The organism is Nocardia sp. NPDC056541, assembly GCF_042794235.1.
Lineage (GTDB): Bacteria > Actinomycetota > Actinomycetes > Mycobacteriales > Mycobacteriaceae > Nocardia.
The window spans coordinates 1-16,281 of the sequence record NZ_JBHTUD010000033.1 but is presented as its reverse complement, the minus strand read 5'-3'; the positions used below and the strand labels follow the sequence as shown (position 1 = coordinate 16,281).

Here is a 16,281-nt window from a genome sequence, read left to right as displayed (position 1 = left end):
CCGATTCTGTGATCGTTTGGCTCAACGGGACCCATGGCGCAGGCAAGACGACGACCAGTGGGCTCGTGCAACAGCTGATTCCGGATTCGCGGGTGTTCGATGCCGAGAAGGTCGGTGAGACGCTCATGGACGTCACGCCGGGGCTGCCCGCGACGAACAACTTCCAGCATTGGCCACCGTGGCGCCCCCTGGTGGTCGAGACCGCCCGGCACATTCTCGACTACACCGGTGGCACGCTGGTGATGCCGATGACCGTGCTGGTCGAGCAGTACTGGCGCGAGATCAGTACCGGGCTCGCGCGGCACGCGATCCCGGTACGGCACTTCGTCCTGCACGCGGACCAGCAGACCCTGCGCGGGCGTATCGAGGGCGACACGGTTCTGGGTCCGTCGGCATTCCGTCTCGCGTATCTCGAGCCCTACGCGGAGGCGGCCCGTACGTGGCTGCACAGTGAGGCCGAGGTCGTGGACACCACGCTTCTCACCCCTGGTGAGGCTGCCCAGCGGATCGCGGACGCCGTGAACAACTGACGGGCCGGTCGAGCGAAGACTGATCGAGCAGTCGGCTAAGCCCTGTCGAGTTCGAGTTCTATTGCGCTGGTGAGGAGCTGGCGAGCTCGGGGGAGGGGCAGCGAGCCGCTGTGCCAGCGTTCGCTGAGGCCTTCCACCAGCGTGGTGAGGCGTTCCGCGGTGATGCCGGCGTCGACGGTGGGCGCGACAGTGCCGGATTGCTGGGCTCGGCGGATGAGGGTTTCCACGTCGGCGTTCCAGGCTTCGGTGGTGGCGCACAGGGGCGCGCGCAGGTCGGGGTGGAAAACCGCGCTGGCGCGCAGTTCGCCCCAGGCGACGCTGGTTTCGCGGACTCGGTCGGTGTCTTGGAGTTCGAGCAGCAGCATGTGCTCGACCTGCGCGCGCGGATCGGTCGCATCGGCGGCGTCCGTGTAGGTCCGGGCGCGGTGGTTGATGTGTTCGAGAGCGGCGCGCAGGATGCCCGCGCGATCCTTGAAGTGGTAGTAGATCAACGCGGTGGACACTTCGGCCGCCGCGGCGAGCTTCTCGACGCGCAGGCCGCGTACGCCGTCCTCGGCGATGACGCGGACGGCGGCTTCCATGATCTGGGTACGACGGTCCGACACGATTCCTCACAGTAGGCGCACGTGATCGCGGCGGTGGTGCCGCTGCCGGGCTCAGCCGGCGGGTTCCTGCTGGGTGGTGCAGTGGATACCGCCGCCACCAGCGGCGATGCCATCGATGTTGATCTGCACCACCTCCCGGCCGGGAAACAGCCGCTCCAGGGTGGATTTGGTGGCGGCATCGGTCGCCGGATCACCGAATTCGGGGCCGACGACGGCACCGTTGCAGACGTAGAAGTTGATGTAGCCCGCGGCGAAATCGTCGTCCGCGAACTGCTCGCGCACCGTGGCCGGACCCTCGAGCACCTCGACTCGCAGCGCGCGACCGTGCGCGTCGGTCGCCGAGCGCAGGATGTCGAGGTGGCGACGGGTGACGTCGTAGTCGAAGGAATCCGGGTCGTTGTCGAGCCCGGCGACGACCACGCCGGGACCGGCGAAGCGGGCGTAGAAATCTGTGTGCCCGTCGGTGATGTCCGCGCCCGCGATGCCGGGCAGCCAGATCACCTTCTCGATACCGAGCAGGTAGTCGAGTTCCTCTTCGACATCGGCCTTCTTCCAGCCGGGGTTGCGATTGTTGTTGAGTACGCAGCTCTCGGTGATGATCGCCGTGCCCTCTCCGTCGACCTCGAGCGCGCCGCCTTCGAGTACCAGATCGGTGTGCAGAGTCTCGACGCCCGCGCGGCCGGTGACGAACTGCGCCACCTTGCTATCGGCGCGGTAATCCTGCTTCTCACCCCAGCCGTTGAAGTTGAAATCCACACCGGCCCTGGCATTGCCGCTCCGCACGAACACCGGGCCGGTGTCGCGCATCCACAGGTCGTCGAGGTCGGTGGTGATCAGCTCCACGTTCGCGTTACCGATCAGGCTCTGCGCCCGTGCCAGATCGCCGGGGCGCACCAGCATCGAGACCGGTTCGAAGCGGGCGATCGTGGTGGCGATGGTGGCCAGGTTGCGCTGGACCTCCGGCACCAGCTTCGCGCCCCAGATCTGCTCGTCGGCCACGAACGCCATCCAGGTGCGCTGGTGCGGCTGCCCCTCCTCGGGCATGAGCCAGGTCCTGTCGTCGCTGTCTGCACTGTCGTCGCAGCCCGCCACCAGCACGCTGAACGCGGCCATCGTGGCCTGGACGAACGTACGTCGTCGCATCGGGTTCTCCTTTCCGCTGTCGAGAACCGTACATCCTGACTGAAAATTTAGTCAAGAATGGCGATCCGTGTCAGCCAAGTGACGGCGTCGTGGTTTCACGACTTGACGACCGCCAGCGCGGAGTGGGGCCGGACGTCTCCCACTGCGGGGTGGTGGAGGCGGTCGACCTCGGTGAATCCGGCCGCGCGCAGGACTTCGGCGAGCTGGTCGGTGGGGTAACGGTAGGCGGTGGTGACTTTGTGGGGGAAGGGTTCGACGGTGTCGGTGGACTCGAAGAAGCCGATCACCAGGCGGCCGTTCGGGGTGAGCACCCGGTGGAATTCCGCCAGCACGGTGGGGAGTTCCGCAGGGGGCATGTGGATGAGCGAGAACCAGGCGAGGATGCCGGGGACGGACGCGGTGGGCGCATCGAGGGAACGGATCGAGCCGAGTTCGAACGCGATGTCCGGGTAGGCCGCCCGCGCGTAGGCGATGAATTCGGGGACCAGGTCTATGCCGGTGGCGGGGACGCCGGCGTCGGTGAGGAACTTCGTGAAGTGGCCGGGGCCGCAGCCGAGGTCGAGGACGGGGCCCGGGGCCAGGTGGGTGAGGGCGAAGGCCGCGTCGTCGGGGGGGAGGTCGGAAGGGGAGCCGAACAGATCGATGTAGAGGGTGTGGATGGCGGTGTAGGCGGCTTGGACGGTGTTGTCGGGCACCCGGTCGACGCTAGTCACTGAACAGGGCATGCCCGGTTTCGTCCATCGTTTGTGATGGGAAGACCCGGGTAGTCGAATGTAGGGAGCCGTTTTCCCAGTCGTAGACACGAAGGGATCGACGATGCCGATCAAGCCTGTTCGACGCATTGCTCGCGCACTGCTGGGGACCACATTCGTGGCCGCCGGAGTGAACGGGTTGATGAATCAGAAGCCCCGCGCCGCCGCCGCCAACGCGCTGGCCGACAAGGGCAGGACCGGCCTGCCCGACGCACTCGCGGCACGGGTGCCCGACGATCCGAGTCAATTCGTCCGCGTGAACTCCGCGGCGCAGGTGGTCGGTGGGTTGTTGCTGGCCAGCGGACGCGCGCCGCGGCCCGCGGCCCTGGTGCTCGCCGCGACCGTGGTGCCGGGAACCGTCACCGAGCAGGACTTCTGGGCCGAGAACGACCCCGACCGCAGGGCAGCCAAGCGGGTGGGGTTCTTGAAGGACCTCGGGTTGCTCGGCGGGCTGATGATCGCGGCGGCCGACACCGAGGGCAAGCCGTCGCTGGGCTGGCGAGCCCGGCGAGCGTTCTCGCGTGAGGAGCCCCGCATCGCGGCCGAGGGCGCTGCCATCGCCGCCGCGGCCAAGGTTCGGGGCGCGCACCTCGCCGATGTCGTCCACGAGCAGGGCGCGCATCTGGCGGAGGTCGCGAACGAGCGAGGCACCGCGCTGGCCGAGATCGCCCGGGAACGTGGGCCGCAGCTGGCCGACGCGGTGCGCAGCCGCAGCGCCCATCTGGTCGAGGTGGCCAAGGATCGTGGCCCCGAGGTGGCCGAAGCCGTGCGCAGCCGTGGCGCGCACCTGGTCGAGGTGGCCAAGGATCGAGGTCCCGAGGTGGCCGAGGCGGCGCGCACCCGTGGTGCCCAGATCGCCGACGTCGCCAAGGAGAAGGGTCCCGAGCTGGCCGAAGCCGCGCGCGAACGAGGCACGTATCTGGTGGATACGGCTCGCGAACGCGGTTCGGAATTGGCCACCGCCGCACGGGAGCGTGAGGAGATCGCAGCTCCCGCGCGCCGGTGGTCGAGGCGATAGCACTCGAATCCCAGAGGCCGGGCCGGGCCACGATGACGAGGTGAACCCGGCCGGTCTGTTCGTTATGCCCCGATAATCGTGGTCTGGCGTTCCCACCTGCTGTGGCGCACCATAAATCCGGGGTCGGGCATACCGACGAACTCACCGCGCGAACCTGACATCGGGGCAATCCGGCGAATTAGGTTTGGCGGTGAGTTCTGGTGTGAATACTGGGCATTCGCAATGCTTTTCGACAGAGTGGGATTCATCTGATGTTGTCCGGTCGTGAAACGTCCAAGCCGTATGCCGTTCGAGTCGCAGTGGTGGGAGCGACGGTGCTGATCGGACTGCTCGGTTCGGCGGGAACCGCTGCGGCACTTCCGGGTTCGGGCTCGGCGTCCGGTTCGGCCAGTGGTTCCGCGAACCTGGCCTCGGGTTCGGCTTCCGGGTCGGGTGCGGTCGATCCGGCGGTCGCTTCCTACCTCACCTGGCAGTCGACGCAGTTCATCCACAACACCCTGCGCATGCTGCTCTCGGTCCCGCTGCGCAACAGTTAGTTCCAGGCTTTTTCCCAGCGCTCCGCTGCCCAGTCGCGCACCTCGCCGCTGAGCAGAATCGCGGGTAGCAGCAGCGCGAAGCCGATCAGCAGGATCGCCAGGCGTACCCACACACTGAGTTCGCCGAGGGCGCGCAGCAGCGCGGGCAGGACGCAGAGCACGGCGAGCGCGACGAGGACGATCGCCGCGAGATTGTGTCCTGGCCCGGCGATCAGCGCGGCGCAGACGCCGAAGCACAGGCCGAGGACCAGTCCGCCGACGCCGACGAAGTAGTTGTCCCAGGAAAGCCAGCTCGGGCGGGTAGACCGGTGAGTGACCACGCCGGGCAGCCTAGCGCGCTCAGCTGTCGCTGTGCGGCGGTCTGGGCCACGGGTTTTCCTCCAGCTGTTCGACCGACCGGTTGAACTTGCGCATCAGCCTGCTGAGCTCGGTGACATCGTCGGCGTCCCAGTCGGCGACGACCTTGCCGATATCGCTGCTGCGGTGCCGTCGATCGGCTTCGAGCGCGGCCTTCCCGTCGGCGGTCATCTTGATCTTGCGGGCGACACCGCCGTCGGGATCGGGAACTCGTTGCACCAGTTCCTGCTTCAACATCGCGCCGACCTGGCGGTTGATGGTGGAGATGTCGAGCTGGAAGGACTCCGACAACTCGCGCAGGCTCAGCGGTTCGCCGAGATCGAGCCGGGTCAGGATGAGGAACGCCGATCGGTCGAGCAGGAAACCGGGGCGTCTGCGGGTGGTGGTGGGGAAGTGCCGCGAGATCAGGTTCAGCTCGAACACCAGGCGGGTGAAGGGGGTGTCGTCGGCGGGGCCGGAATCGGGCATGTGCCAACTATGTCGTGTGGGTCACCCCGGCACCAAATTGTGTACTATGCACATGCTGTGTACTGTGCAAATTCGTGTCTGTAACTGCCGAGGCCGCACCGGCCATCCCCGAAACCCGACGTCCGGCCCCGGCCGTGCTGATCGCGGTGCTCAGTACGGTCGGCATCGTCGTCTCGCTCATGCAGACGCTGGTCATTCCGATCATCCCGTCGCTGCCGACCCTGCTGAACACGTCGGCGTCCAATGCCTCCTGGGTGGTCACCGCCACCCTGCTGGCCGGCGCGGTGTCGACGCCGATCGCCGGACGACTCGGCGACATGTTCGGTAAGCGCCGCATTCTCGTCACCAATCTCGGGTTCATGATCGTCGGCTCGGTGGTCTGCGCGACCGCGAGCTCGCTGCTGCCCGAGGTGATCGGCCGGTCGCTGCAGGGCATCGCGGTGGGCGCGATCCCGCTGGGGATCAGCATCATGCGCGACGAACTCCCGCCCGAGAAGGTCGGCGGCGCGATGGCGGTGATGAGCGCGACCCTAGGTGTCGGCGGTGCCGTCGGCCTGCCGTTCTCGGCGCTGATCGCGCAGAACGCGAACTGGCACATGCTGTTCTGGACCGCGGCCGGACTCGGTGTGGTGTGCGCGGTGCTGGTTGTGGTGTTCGTGCCGGAATCGCCGGTGCGCACGCCCTCACGCTTCGACTTCGCCGGTGCGATCGGCCTCTCGATCGCCCTGCTCACGTTGCTGATCGGCATCACCAAGGGCGCCGACTGGGGCTGGGCCAGCGGCTCGATCCTCGCGCTGTTCGGTCTGTCGCTGGTGAGTTTCCTCGGCTGGGGCGCCTATGAACTGCGCCGCACCGCGCCGCTCGTCGACCTGCGGGTCTCGGCCCGCCCACGGGTGCTGTTCACCAATATGGCCTCGATCGCGGTGGGCTTCTCGCTCTACGGCATGTCACTGACGTTCCCGCAGCTGCTCATGGCGCCCGAGCAGACCGGTTACGGTTTCGGGCTGTCGATGGTGGTCGCGGGCCTGGTGATGGCGCCGACCGGTCTGGTGATGATGCTGCTCTCGCCGGTGTCGGCGCGCCTGACGGCGAAGAAGGGCCCGAAGTTCACGCTGGCGCTCGGCTCGGCCGTGATCGCTGTCGGCTACCTGTGCGCGGTCGTGATGATGGACACCGTGTGGCAGATCATCCTGTCGGCGGTCATCGTCGCGGGCGGCGTCGGCCTGGCGTACGCGGCCATGCCCGCGCTGATCATGGGTGCGGTGCCGCTGAGCGAGACCGGCGCCGCCAACGGCCTCAACTCGCTGATGCGTTCCATCGGCACCTCGACCTCGGCGGCGGTGATGGGTGTCGTGCTCGCCCATATGACCATGCAGCTGGGCCCGCACATGGTGCCGACCCGGTCGGCGTTCCACACCGCGTTCTTCATCGCGATGGCGGGTGCGGTCGCGGCGATCGCTTTGACCATGTGCATCCCGATGGGCAAGAAGAAAGCCGGCTGAGTCAGTCCGCGATCGGCGAGTACACCACCAGCGACCAGTCCCGGCGCGGCACCAGGGCGGCGCCGAGGGAGTGCACCGCCATCGGCACCGCCGCGCCGGTGTGCGGATCGCGCAGCTGCACCACCGGGCCGTCGGGTCCGTGCGCGGCCGGGGGCTCGGTGGTCCAGAACTTCTCCCACTCGGGAGCCTGCGCGCATGTGCCGACGATCTCGGCGATCCGTGCCCGCGCCGCCAATCCCGGCCCCATCACGCGAAACCCGTAGACGCACATGTGCACTTGCTGCTCCCAGTCGACCAGGGCCGCCTTGGCGCGCGGATCGAGGAGCATCCACTCGAGCATCGACTCGCCCGTTTCCAGGCCGGGGAAGACGAGCCGCCACGCGGCATTGGTGGCCAGGACCTCGAAGACCGGATGTAGTTGCAGGCTGGCCGGATGGGTGATCCCGTCGATCAGCACCTGGTCGGCCGGGCGGACCAGCGACGGTGGCGAGTCGTAGCGAGGGGCCACCGACAGCGAGACCAGGTGGTCGCGGAACACTTCGGGTACGTCGAGCGCGTCGAACAGCGCGGTGAGCGCCTCCAATGTCGGTGTGCGAGTACCCTGTTCGATCTTCTGGATGAGAGCGGGCGAGATGCCAGCCGCCTCGCCGAGCGCCGACCTGGTCAGGCCCGACGATTCGCGGCGTTCGCGCAGGTACCGCGATATCGACGCGTTCGGGTCTTCCACAATGCACTCCTGTTTCGGTCGCCGGTACAAATTGGGACAGTCGTCTAGCTTGACCGAGGGTAAAGGTTTCGCTGACACTCATGTCAGCCGAGCGGGAGACCGCCTGGCTGCCCGGTCGCCGCGCCCAGGACGATTTTCGGCCTTTGTGCTGGTCGGGCCAGTGTGTTCCGGAGCGGAAGTGTTCGACACCACCCCTGCGCGGACGATTGTCGCCGGAGGGGACGGCGCGCGCGCTCGCCTCGTGCGCGCCGAGAGCGATTGCCGGGCTGATACCCGGGTGGCGCAGGGGTCCATCCGGTGGTCGCCCGTCCGCTTCGGAAAACACGCGTGAGCGGGAACCGAAAGCGCTCGTGATTCGTCCAATAGGTCAGAAGGATGAACGAGAGCGGGGGGCGATGACGCAGATTCGAGCCGAACGACCTGGACGGCGCACGTCCTGGATCGCCGGCATCTCCGGGATGCTGGCGGCGGCGACGGTCGTCGCTGTCGGACTGGTGTGGTGGCAGCACGATTGGGGTGATCAGTTCCCCGCGCTCGACAGCGAACGTCTCGACGAGCAGCAGATCGTGCTCGTGGATGTGTTGCGCCGCGAATACGAGCAGCCCGGCGACGGCCCGAAGTACGCCGAGGGCGTCCAGGAGGCCTGGTGCGCCGACTTCGTGAGCTGGACGATGCGCGAGGCGGGCAGGCCGCTGGCGAACCCGAACTCCGGTTCCTGGCGCATCCCCGGCGTGTACACGCTGCAGGAGTACTACCAGCAGGTCGGCCGATTCACCCGCCCCGACGTCGGCTACCGGCCACGCACCGGCGACGTGGTGCTCTACGGTCCCGACAGTCCGCTCGGTCAGCACACCAACATCGTGCTGAAGGCGGAGGGGGACACGATCACCACCATCGGCGGCAACGAGCTGGGCGGGGTTCGGGTGCGCACCATCACCCCGGCCGAAACCGCAGATCTGGTCGGTTACGGGCGATTCTGAAATCGATTGGCGCTCAAGACAACTGCGAGGATCCTGGACGGCGGTACCACGCTGATACCCGTACCATGGAACTCGCGGCGCCCGGCAGCGCCGTCGCCGGCTCCTCCGTCCTGCTTCCCCCTCATCGGCAGGACGGGGGAGTTGTGCCACCAGCAGCGGGTTCGCCGACGTCACGTACCGTGTTCGATGTGCGTGTGAAGGTGGACGAAGAGCCACGTCGTGACCCGATGTGGATCGAGTACGCCGATTTCGGCGAACGGTTCGTCACCTACGCGGTGACCGAGGAGCGCATCGCCGCCGCCGTGTCGGGGATGACCGGGCGTGGCGTGAAGATCGGGCCGTTCTCGCTCGGGCCCGCGGGATTGGCCGGTTTCGTCGCCGAGGGCACGCTGGGCACCCCCGTGGTCACCCGCACACCCGGTGACGCGCTGAGCTTCGGTGTGCGGATCCCGCTGACCCTGGCCGTGAACCTGGTTCTGGGCGGACGCAAACTGCGCCTGGCAGCCGTGGTGGAGATCGGGCTCACGCTGCACGCCCGCACCGCCGCTCCGCTGCTGGTCGTGATCGATGTCGCCCCGGTGACGGCCAAGGATGTCAGCTTCACCTTGCGCGCCGAGGCCATCGACGGTGCGTGGGAAATGCTGCTCGACCCGATCGCGGGCCTGGTGCAGCGCGAGGTCGCCAACCGGGTCAACACCATCGTGGGCGATCCGAAGGTCCGTTCGGAGCGCGTCTTCGACATCGAGGCGATCCTGGACGGCTACCGCTCACCGCATCGCAACGACACCGTTTTCGACTGGATCGACTACCGCGAGTTCGGGCTGCGCTTCTTCACCACCATCGTCACCAGGGATCGTGTGCACGGCGTGGTCGGTCAGCTGGCGGGCAGCGCGATCGAGGTGGGACCGTTGTCCGAGGGCCCGCGCGGCGCGGCCACGGTGACCGTGCGCGGGGCGATCGAGCAGCCACGGGTGATCGACCGTGGCCTCGGTGAGCCAGGTGACCTGCGGATCTTCGATATGACGCTGCCGGTGGGGCTCGATATCACCGTCGACGTGCTCAAGGCCAACCACTACCGTGCCGACCTGGAGATCCCGCTCGTTCTCACGGCACGGGCCGCCGAGCCGCTCCAGATCGTGATCGAGGTGCCGCCGCCCGCGCTCGAGGACATCTCGATGGAGTTCACCGCGAAGGGCCTGCGGGCGGCCACCCTCGGCCGATTGGCCGGGATCAAGAAGCAGGTGATGGCACAGGTCGTCGCGGTGGTCAGCACCGAACTGGCCGATCCGACCGGACGCACCATCGATGTGGGCGCGGCGATCGACGGCGCGGCCTGACTCCTGTGACTCGTGGGGCGAATGTTGCCATTGGTTCTGGCGGTTCCCCTGGGGTTGTGGTGCAATGAGTCGCACGTTCTAGACTCCCGGCGCGCGAGATTCGGGGAAGGCGCGCCGGGTTCGCTTACCGGTTGAGGGTCGGGTTGCGCGAAGGAGTCCTGCGATGCGTTCTGTTCCGGTGACCCGGCGGAAGTTCTTCGGCTTGGCCGCCGCCGCGGCCACGATCGGTGCCGGCCTCGCCGCCGCACCCGCCCGGGCCCAATCCTTCGGCACCATGGTCGACTACGCCGCGGGGGTCCCCTCCGCCGCGTCGATCGCGGCCGAAGGACATATCGGCGTCATCCGCTACGTCTCCGAGCGCAGGCCCGGCGCGGAGTGGATGGAAGGTAAACCGCTGCTCGCCGCCGAGGTCGAGGACCTGTGGACGCACGGCCTGTCGATCGTGTCGAACTACCAGTTCGGCAAGGGCCCGACGGCCGACTGGCGCGGTGGCCTCGAAGCGGGCAAGGAACACGCCGAACGCGGTTGGGCCATCCACACCGCCGCGGGCGGACCCGACACCGCGCCGATCTACGCCTCCATCGACGACAACCCCTCGGACGAGGACTTCGAGGAGATGATCGCGCCCTATATCGAGGGCTGGCAGTCGGTGCTCGGACCCGACCTCGTCGGCATCTACGCCAACGCGCCGACCATCGACCGCGCACTCGACGCGGGCCTGGGTTCCTGGTTCTGGCAACACAACTGGGGCACCGAGCGCGGATTCGTGCACGACTCCGCGCATCTGCACCAATTCGAGATCGACAAACGCTCGATCGACGGCATCGGCGTCGACCTGAACCGGGTGCTGGCCGAGGACTACGGCCAGTGGTGAGTTAGGTCTGGCAGTGGCAGGTCGCTCCGCACCGGATATCGGGCTCGTCGTCGGGCATCACGCGCAACGCTGATCGCACCTCGGGCTCGGCGAGCACCCCGCGCCACGACATCAGTGACCACCGCGACAGACCCGACAGCGCCGACCCGACGCTGGCGAACGACAGCGAGGAGATCGCGGACCCGAACGACCCGATCGAGCCGATGGACAGCACCGATCCGACACTGCCGATCGACAACACCGAATAGGCCGATCCGATCGACAGGATCGACCCCTCGGATCGATAGGACAGAATCGAGCGGCTGCTCCGAATCGACCGAACATTCCGGGAAGAACCGTGCGTGGTCGCCATGGATCCCGGTTTACCACACCGCTCAGCCGGCGGGAACCCTGCGCGAGCACACAGCAACGCGAGCAGGACAACCATGGTCTGGCCGCCGAACGCAAACCTCCCCGCGGCTCAGGTCCGGCCTGAAGTCGCGGGGAGGCGGGAGAGCATCTCAGACGGTGAAGAAGCCGAGGGTCGGCATGAACGTGCAGGTGCGTGGTGCGGCGCCCTCGGCGGCGGTGGTGAGCGAACCCGAGATCACCGCGACCACGCGGCCGTGGCCGGTGTCGGCGATGGCCGACAGGGTGGCCGGACCGCCGGGGTTGATCTTGGCCTCGTCGGTCAGCGTCTGGATCGCGGACTGACGGGTATCGAGGTTGAGCCACTGCACCGTCATCGGCGGGTTCTGCTCGCCGGTCGGGGCCTTGGTACCGAGCGCGGTGAACACGAAACCGGCCTGTCCGGCGGCGGGTCCGGGCGGGGGCAGCTGCGCCGGACCGGCGACCGCGAGCGCGGTGCCGACCGAATCGGCGCCGTCGCCGATGCAGCCCTTGCCGATCGTCGGGTACAGGAACTGCGCGATGGCCGGGCCGTCCTGCGGGAGCTCGGGACCGCCGCCGCCGCTGCCGTCGAGGAAGGTGATGATCCGCTCGAGGGTGGCCTTGATGGCGGGCGGCAGGTTCAGCGTGGCCAGCAGTACGCGCGCCTGATCGAGCAGGGCGGTCTGTGGGCTGGCGACGTCGGCGGGGCCTGCGACCAGGCCCGCCACGGCGGGGGCGAAGGCGGCTAGCGCGTCGACAGGGACGCCTTCCGGCACCATCGGGACGCTGATCGGCGCCGCCTGTGGGGCTGGCGCGGGCGCGGCGATAGAAGCAGGCGCGGCGAGCATGGCGCCTGCCGCGATGGCGAGAGCGGTCGTTGCGATCCGCGATCCTCGGCTACGAAGCACTTGTCTAGCCGTCCTTACCTCGGTTTTGCGATGGGCGAGGGTTGTCGACCCCAACATGTCGGGGGTCACTCTAAGGACAACGCTGCCGTGTTGTACAGCCGCCGGGCCCTGAGCGGATCACCGGCCCGAACCATGTTCATCGACGCTAGCCCTGACCGGTGTTACACCTGGGGATGTTGATGCAAATGTTATCCATGGTGTCGGGGTGGCCGGTGGCCGCCGGTGGCGCGCGGGCGCCTGGTTAAAGTAGCGGAGCACCGCGAAATGGCGCGCGACGCCACCCATCCGACCGAAAGCCTGGCCTTGAACCGACACCTCCGATGGGCTCTCGCGCTGCTCGGACTGTCCGTGCTCGCCAGGCTGGCCTGGATGCTCTTCGCCCCGAACGGGCTCAATGTCGTCGATCTGCACGTGTACGTCGACGGCTCGGCCTCGCTGCTCACCGATCGGCTCTACGACTTCACCTACTCCGAGGTGACGCCGGACTTCCCGCTGCCGTTCACCTATCCACCGTTCGCGGCGCTGGTGTTCTTCCCGCTGCACTATCTGCCGTTCACCCTGGTGGCGGTCGGCTGGATGCTGGCCACGGTGGCCGCGCTCTACGGTGTGATCCGGATCAGCTTCGAACTGCTCCTCGGCGCGGCGAAGGCGAAGCAGACGCCGTGGATCACCGCGGCCGTCGGCTGGACCGCGCTCGGCGTCTGGCTGGAGCCGGTGCGAACAACGATCGACTACGGCCAGGTCAATGTGTTCCTGGTGCTCGGCGCGATGCTGGCCGTCCGCAGTGCGCGGTGGTGGATCTCGGGCACCCTCGTCGGCGTGATCGCCGGCATCAAGCTGACCCCGGCCATCACCGGTCTGTACTTCGTGGCGCGGCGGCGCTGGGCGACGGTGCTGTGGTCGGCGGGGGCCTTCGGGCTGACCGTCGCTGTGAGCTTTCTCATCAATGCCCACGAGGCGAAGCGCTATTTCGGCACTCTGCTCGGCGACGCGGACCGGATCGGCCCCGTGGGCTCGGTGTGGAACCAGTCGCTGCGCGGCGCGCTGAGCCGCATCCTGGGTTACGACGTGCAGTCCGGGCCGTGGTGGCTGGCCGCGGTCGCGGTCACGGCGGTGCTGGCGTTCTGCGCGTGGCGCACCCTCGGCCCCGACGACCGGCTCGGCACCCTGGTGCTGGTGCAGCTGTTCGGGCTGATGATCTCGCCGATCTCCTGGTCGCACCACTGGGTCTGGCTGATCCCGACCGCGCTGTGGCTGCTCTACGGGCCGCTGCGCGACGAGCGGGTCGCGCGGATCATCGCCGGGTTCTGGGTGCTGACGATGTTGGTGGGTGTGCCGTGGGTGCTCTCGTTCGCGCAGCCGACGATCTGGACCATCCCGCGCCCGTGGCCGCTGGCCTGGCTCGGCGCGGTCGACGTGATCGGCGTGTTCGTGCTGCTCGGCTGGCTGATCTGGCGCGGTCGCGAGACCTTGCGCGCTCAACTCCCCGGCCGTCGCACGGCCGAGGTGCCCGCGAGCTGACGCTCAGCCGACGAGGTCGTCGATGGTGTGCGCCATCGCCGTATCGAGCGCGGTGAGCCCACCCGCCGAGTGCGTACTCAGCGTGAAACGCAGTGTGCGCCAACGAATATCGATATCGGGATGATGATCGGCAGCCTCGGCCGCGGTGGCGACCTTGCGTACCGTCTCGATGCCGGCGAGGAAACTCGGTGCCTGCACCGTGCGGGTGATCGCGTCACCCTCGCGTGACCACTCCGGCAGGGTGGCCAGCGCGATGGTGAGTTCGGGGGCGGAGAGCAGCGGAGTACTCATACTTCGGTTGTACCCCTCCGCCTACTTGGCACGCGCCAGCTTCAACGCCTTTTTGAGATCTTTACCGCATGTTCCGGCGGCCTCGGCCTTCTTCATTCGCATGATGACGACGGGGCATTTGAAGCAGCGCGTCTTCTTCCTGCAGCACTTTTTCTTCGGCTTCAGGCTCGAGACCTTCTTCGCCTTCACCTTGCCCATGGGAGTTAGCGTAACCTAAGTACAAAGCCTGACACGAGGTCGCGGCGAAGCTACCGGTAGGGTGTAACAGGCCGCGATGCCAGATGAATGCGCGCCAAATACATCAACAGCAGGAGGATTGAGGCGTGTCGTCTTCACGCGATTTTCGCAACGTCGCCATCGTGGCCCACGTCGACCACGGCAAGACGACGCTGGTGGACGCCATGCTTCGTCAGTCGGGCGCGTTCGCTGAGCGAGCCGAACTGGTCGACCGAGTCATGGACTCCGGTGATCTCGAGCGCGAGAAGGGCATCACCATTCTCGCAAAGAACACCGCCGTCCATCGCCATAACCCCGACGGTTCTCTCACCGTCATCAACGTGATCGACACCCCCGGCCACGCCGACTTCGGTGGCGAGGTCGAGCGCGGCCTGTCCATGGTCGACGGTGTCGTGCTGCTCGTCGACGCGTCCGAGGGCCCGCTGCCCCAGACCCGTTTCGTGCTGCGCAAGGCGCTGGCGGCGAAGCTGCCCGTGATCCTGGTCGTCAACAAGACCGACCGCCCGGACGCCCGCATCGCCGAGGTCGTCTCCGAGTCGCACGACTTGCTGCTCGACTTGGCCTCCGACCTCGACGACGAGGCCGCCGAAGCCGCCGAGCTGGCGCTGGATCTGCCGGTTCTCTACGCCTCGGGCCGTGAGGGCAAGGCGTCGAAGGTCGAGCCGGAAAACGGTTCCGCACCCGACGCCGAGAACCTCGATGCCCTGTTCGAGGTGCTGATGGACTACATCCCGGCGCCGAAGAGCAACAAGGACGCGCCGCTGCAGGCCCACGTCACCAACCTCGACGCGTCGGCGTTCCTCGGCCGCCTGGCCCTGGTCCGCATCTACGCGGGCGAGCTGCGCAAGGGTCAGAACGTCACCTGGATCAACGCCGACGGCGCCAAGACGGTCAAGATCACCGAGCTGCTCCAGACGATCGGTGTCGAGCGTCAGCCCGGCGAGGTCGCCGAGGCCGGCGACATCGTCGCCATCGCCGGTATCCCCGACATCATGATCGGCGACACCCTCGCCGATCCGGAGAACCCGGTCGCGCTGCCGCGCATCACCGTCGACGAGCCCGCCATCTCGGTGGTCATCGGCACCAACACCTCGCCGCTGGTCGGCCGGGTGCAGGGCCACAAGCTCACCGCCCGCATGCTCAAGTCGCGCCTGGATTCCGAGCTCATCGGTAACGTCTCGCTGCGCGTGCTCGACATCGGCCGTCCCGACGCCTGGGAGGTGCAGGGTCGTGGTGAGCTGGCGCTGGCCATCCTCGTCGAGCAGATGCGCCGTGAGGGCTTCGAGCTCACCGTCGGTAAGCCGCAGGTGGTCACCAAGCAGGTCGACGGCAAGACCCACGAGCCGTTCGAAGAGCTGACCATCGACTGCCCCGACGAGTACCTGGGCGCGATCACCCAGCTGCTGGCCGCCCGCAAGGGCAAGATGGTGCAGATGAGCAACCACGCCGCCGGCTGGGTGCGCATGGAGTTCATCGTCCCCTCGCGTGGCCTGATCGGCTTCCGCACCGTGTTCCTCACCGAGACCCGCGGCACCGGCATCGCCAACGCCGTCGCCCACGGTTACGCCCCGTGGGCCGGTGAGATCCGCGCCCGCCACACCGGTTCGCTGGTCTCCGACCGCGCGGGCACCGTCACCCCGTTCGCGATGATCCAGCTGGCCGACCGTGGTCAGTTCTTCGTCGAGCCGGGCGCCGACACCTACGAGGGCATGGTCGTGGGCATCAACCCGCGTGCCGAGGATCTCGATATCAACGTGACCCGCGAGAAGAAGCTGACCAACATGCGCAGCGCCACCGCGGACACCTTCGAGACCATGGCCAAGCCGCTGCAGCTCGACCTCGAGCTGGCGATGGAGTTCTGCACCGAGGACGAATGCGTGGAGGTCACCCCCGAGGTGGTTCGCGTGCGCAAGGTCGTCCTCGGCGCCAACGAGCGGGCCCGCGACCTGTCGCGTCGCAAGGCTCGCGACAAGGCCGCCGCGAACTAGTCGGCAGTAGTTTCGAACGGCGTCGGGCCGGGTCCGGAAACCGGCCCGGCCCACGCCGTTGTGTGGGGCGGTAATGGGCGACCGGCAGAGGTTAGCGGGGGTGGGGGGAGTGGGCAGCGTGTGTGTGGGGGGGGGCGC

General features: G+C 67.7%; 19 protein-coding genes. 9 read left to right on the top strand and 10 right to left on the bottom strand.

The window, feature by feature from the left end; all coding sequences use genetic code 11:
• Positions 1-8 precede the first annotated feature (8 nt).
• Entirely contained in the window at positions 9-530 is a 522-nt protein-coding gene (locus ACFQ9R_RS33260) for an ATP-binding protein (protein ID WP_378996564.1), read from the top strand.
• Between the two features lie 35 nt (positions 531-565).
• Here the strand turns inward: ACFQ9R_RS33260 and ACFQ9R_RS33255 are convergent, their stop codons facing one another.
• From ACFQ9R_RS33255 to ACFQ9R_RS33245, 3 genes are all read right to left on the bottom strand, one after another.
• Entirely contained in the window at positions 566-1,135 is a 570-nt protein-coding gene (locus ACFQ9R_RS33255; RefSeq protein WP_378996562.1) for a TetR/AcrR family transcriptional regulator, read from the bottom strand.
• Between the two features lie 51 nt (positions 1,136-1,186).
• Positions 1,187-2,278, bottom strand: a complete 1,092-nt coding sequence (locus ACFQ9R_RS33250) for an agmatine/peptidylarginine deiminase (RefSeq protein ID WP_378996559.1) — start codon at positions 2,276-2,278, stop codon at positions 1,187-1,189.
• A 95-nt stretch (positions 2,279-2,373) separates the two neighbouring features.
• Entirely contained in the window at positions 2,374-2,973 is a 600-nt protein-coding gene (locus ACFQ9R_RS33245) for a class I SAM-dependent methyltransferase (RefSeq protein ID WP_378996557.1), read from the bottom strand.
• A gap of 121 nt (positions 2,974-3,094) precedes the next feature.
• Here ACFQ9R_RS33245 and ACFQ9R_RS33240 point away from each other — a divergent pair, with 121 nt between their 5' ends.
• Both ACFQ9R_RS33240 and ACFQ9R_RS33235 read left to right on the top strand, forming a co-directional pair.
• A complete protein-coding gene (locus ACFQ9R_RS33240) occupies positions 3,095-4,048 on the top strand; it encodes a DoxX family protein (protein WP_378996555.1) in 954 nt (317 codons plus the stop codon).
• Between the two features lie 251 nt (positions 4,049-4,299).
• Positions 4,300-4,584 (top strand): hypothetical protein, encoded by a 285-nt coding sequence (locus tag ACFQ9R_RS33235; protein WP_378996553.1) that lies wholly within the window; start codon positions 4,300-4,302, stop codon positions 4,582-4,584.
• Here ACFQ9R_RS33235 and ACFQ9R_RS33230 read toward each other — a convergent pair.
• Together ACFQ9R_RS33230 and ACFQ9R_RS33225 are read right to left on the bottom strand one after the other, a co-directional pair.
• Positions 4,581-4,904, bottom strand: a complete 324-nt coding sequence (locus ACFQ9R_RS33230) for a hypothetical protein (protein ID WP_378996551.1) — start codon at positions 4,902-4,904, stop codon at positions 4,581-4,583. The two genes, ACFQ9R_RS33235 and ACFQ9R_RS33230, sit on opposite strands and share 4 nt — an antisense overlap.
• A 19-nt stretch (positions 4,905-4,923) precedes the next feature.
• A complete protein-coding gene (locus ACFQ9R_RS33225; protein WP_378996549.1) occupies positions 4,924-5,409 on the bottom strand; it encodes a MarR family winged helix-turn-helix transcriptional regulator in 486 nt (161 codons plus the stop codon).
• A 74-nt stretch (positions 5,410-5,483) separates the two neighbouring features.
• Between ACFQ9R_RS33225 and ACFQ9R_RS33220 the strand changes: the two genes are divergently transcribed.
• Positions 5,484-6,911, top strand: coding sequence for an MFS transporter (locus ACFQ9R_RS33220; protein WP_378996547.1), 1,428 nt, complete (start codon positions 5,484-5,486; stop codon positions 6,909-6,911).
• 1 nt (position 6,912) lies between these two features.
• On the opposite strand, the gene ACFQ9R_RS33215 is transcribed toward ACFQ9R_RS33220, so the two are convergent.
• Positions 6,913-7,638, bottom strand: a complete 726-nt coding sequence (locus tag ACFQ9R_RS33215) for a helix-turn-helix domain-containing protein (RefSeq protein WP_378996544.1) — start codon at positions 7,636-7,638, stop codon at positions 6,913-6,915.
• A 395-nt stretch (positions 7,639-8,033) separates the two neighbouring features.
• On the opposite strand from ACFQ9R_RS33215, the gene ACFQ9R_RS33210 reads away from it, so the two are divergent.
• From ACFQ9R_RS33210 to ACFQ9R_RS33200, 3 genes are all read left to right on the top strand, one after another.
• The gene (locus tag ACFQ9R_RS33210; protein ID WP_378996542.1) at positions 8,034-8,618 is read left to right on the top strand and encodes a CHAP domain-containing protein; all 585 of its coding nucleotides are present in this window, start codon (positions 8,034-8,036) and stop codon (positions 8,616-8,618) included.
• 188 nt (positions 8,619-8,806) lie between these two features.
• Positions 8,807-9,955 (top strand): hypothetical protein, encoded by a 1,149-nt coding sequence (locus ACFQ9R_RS33205; protein WP_378996540.1) that lies wholly within the window; start codon positions 8,807-8,809, stop codon positions 9,953-9,955.
• Positions 9,956-10,118: 163 nt separating this feature from the next.
• On the top strand, positions 10,119-10,829 hold the full coding sequence (locus ACFQ9R_RS33200) for a DUF1906 domain-containing protein (RefSeq protein ID WP_378996538.1): 711 nt from the start codon (positions 10,119-10,121) through the stop codon (positions 10,827-10,829).
• 1 nt (position 10,830) lies between these two features.
• Here ACFQ9R_RS33200 and ACFQ9R_RS33195 read toward each other — a convergent pair whose 3' ends face one another.
• Positions 10,831-11,181, bottom strand: a complete 351-nt coding sequence (locus ACFQ9R_RS33195; protein ID WP_378996536.1) for a hypothetical protein — start codon at positions 11,179-11,181, stop codon at positions 10,831-10,833.
• Between the two features lie 148 nt (positions 11,182-11,329).
• Complete coding sequence (locus ACFQ9R_RS33190; protein ID WP_378996534.1) at positions 11,330-12,106, bottom strand: hypothetical protein; 777 nt, start codon at positions 12,104-12,106, stop codon at positions 11,330-11,332.
• A 264-nt stretch (positions 12,107-12,370) separates the two neighbouring features.
• Between ACFQ9R_RS33190 and ACFQ9R_RS33185 the strand changes: the two genes are divergently transcribed.
• On the top strand, positions 12,371-13,627 hold the full coding sequence (locus ACFQ9R_RS33185; RefSeq protein ID WP_378638194.1) for a mannosyltransferase: 1,257 nt from the start codon (positions 12,371-12,373) through the stop codon (positions 13,625-13,627).
• A 3-nt stretch (positions 13,628-13,630) separates the two neighbouring features.
• Here the strand turns inward: ACFQ9R_RS33185 and ACFQ9R_RS33180 are convergent, their stop codons facing one another.
• Positions 13,631-13,918 carry a 4a-hydroxytetrahydrobiopterin dehydratase gene (locus ACFQ9R_RS33180; RefSeq protein WP_301903181.1) on the bottom strand — a complete coding sequence of 96 codons (288 nt, stop codon included), beginning with the start codon at positions 13,916-13,918 and terminating at the stop codon, positions 13,631-13,633.
• A 21-nt stretch (positions 13,919-13,939) separates the two neighbouring features.
• Complete coding sequence (locus ACFQ9R_RS33175; protein ID WP_194826542.1) at positions 13,940-14,116, bottom strand: hypothetical protein; 177 nt, start codon at positions 14,114-14,116, stop codon at positions 13,940-13,942.
• 125 nt (positions 14,117-14,241) lie between these two features.
• On the opposite strand from ACFQ9R_RS33175, the gene typA reads away from it, so the two are divergent.
• Complete coding sequence (gene typA, locus ACFQ9R_RS33170) at positions 14,242-16,143, top strand: translational GTPase TypA (protein ID WP_378996532.1); 1,902 nt, start codon at positions 14,242-14,244, stop codon at positions 16,141-16,143.
• Positions 16,144-16,281: the final 138 nt, after the last annotated feature.

Excerpts from the sequence above, each read along its gene's own strand:
- ACFQ9R_RS33240 (WP_378996555.1), top strand. The coding sequence starts at position 3,095 with ATGCCGATCAAGCCTGTTCGACGCATTGCTCGCGCACTGCTGGGGACC.
- ACFQ9R_RS33195 (WP_378996536.1), bottom strand. The coding sequence starts at position 11,181 with ATGGCGACCACGCACGGTTCTTCCCGGAATGTTCGGTCGATTCGGAGC.
- ACFQ9R_RS33175 (WP_194826542.1), bottom strand. The coding sequence starts at position 14,116 with ATGGGCAAGGTGAAGGCGAAGAAGGTCTCGAGCCTGAAGCCGAAGAAA.
- ACFQ9R_RS33210 (WP_378996542.1), top strand. The coding sequence starts at position 8,034 with ATGACGCAGATTCGAGCCGAACGACCTGGACGGCGCACGTCCTGGATC.
- ACFQ9R_RS33225 (WP_378996549.1), bottom strand. The coding sequence starts at position 5,409 with ATGCCCGATTCCGGCCCCGCCGACGACACCCCCTTCACCCGCCTGGTG.
- ACFQ9R_RS33235 (WP_378996553.1), top strand. The coding sequence starts at position 4,300 with ATGTTGTCCGGTCGTGAAACGTCCAAGCCGTATGCCGTTCGAGTCGCA.
- ACFQ9R_RS33180 (WP_301903181.1), bottom strand. The coding sequence starts at position 13,918 with ATGAGTACTCCGCTGCTCTCCGCCCCCGAACTCACCATCGCGCTGGCC.
- ACFQ9R_RS33185 (WP_378638194.1), top strand. The coding sequence starts at position 12,371 with ATGGCGCGCGACGCCACCCATCCGACCGAAAGCCTGGCCTTGAACCGA.
- ACFQ9R_RS33250 (WP_378996559.1), bottom strand. The coding sequence starts at position 2,278 with ATGCGACGACGTACGTTCGTCCAGGCCACGATGGCCGCGTTCAGCGTG.
- ACFQ9R_RS33200 (WP_378996538.1), top strand. The coding sequence starts at position 10,119 with ATGCGTTCTGTTCCGGTGACCCGGCGGAAGTTCTTCGGCTTGGCCGCC.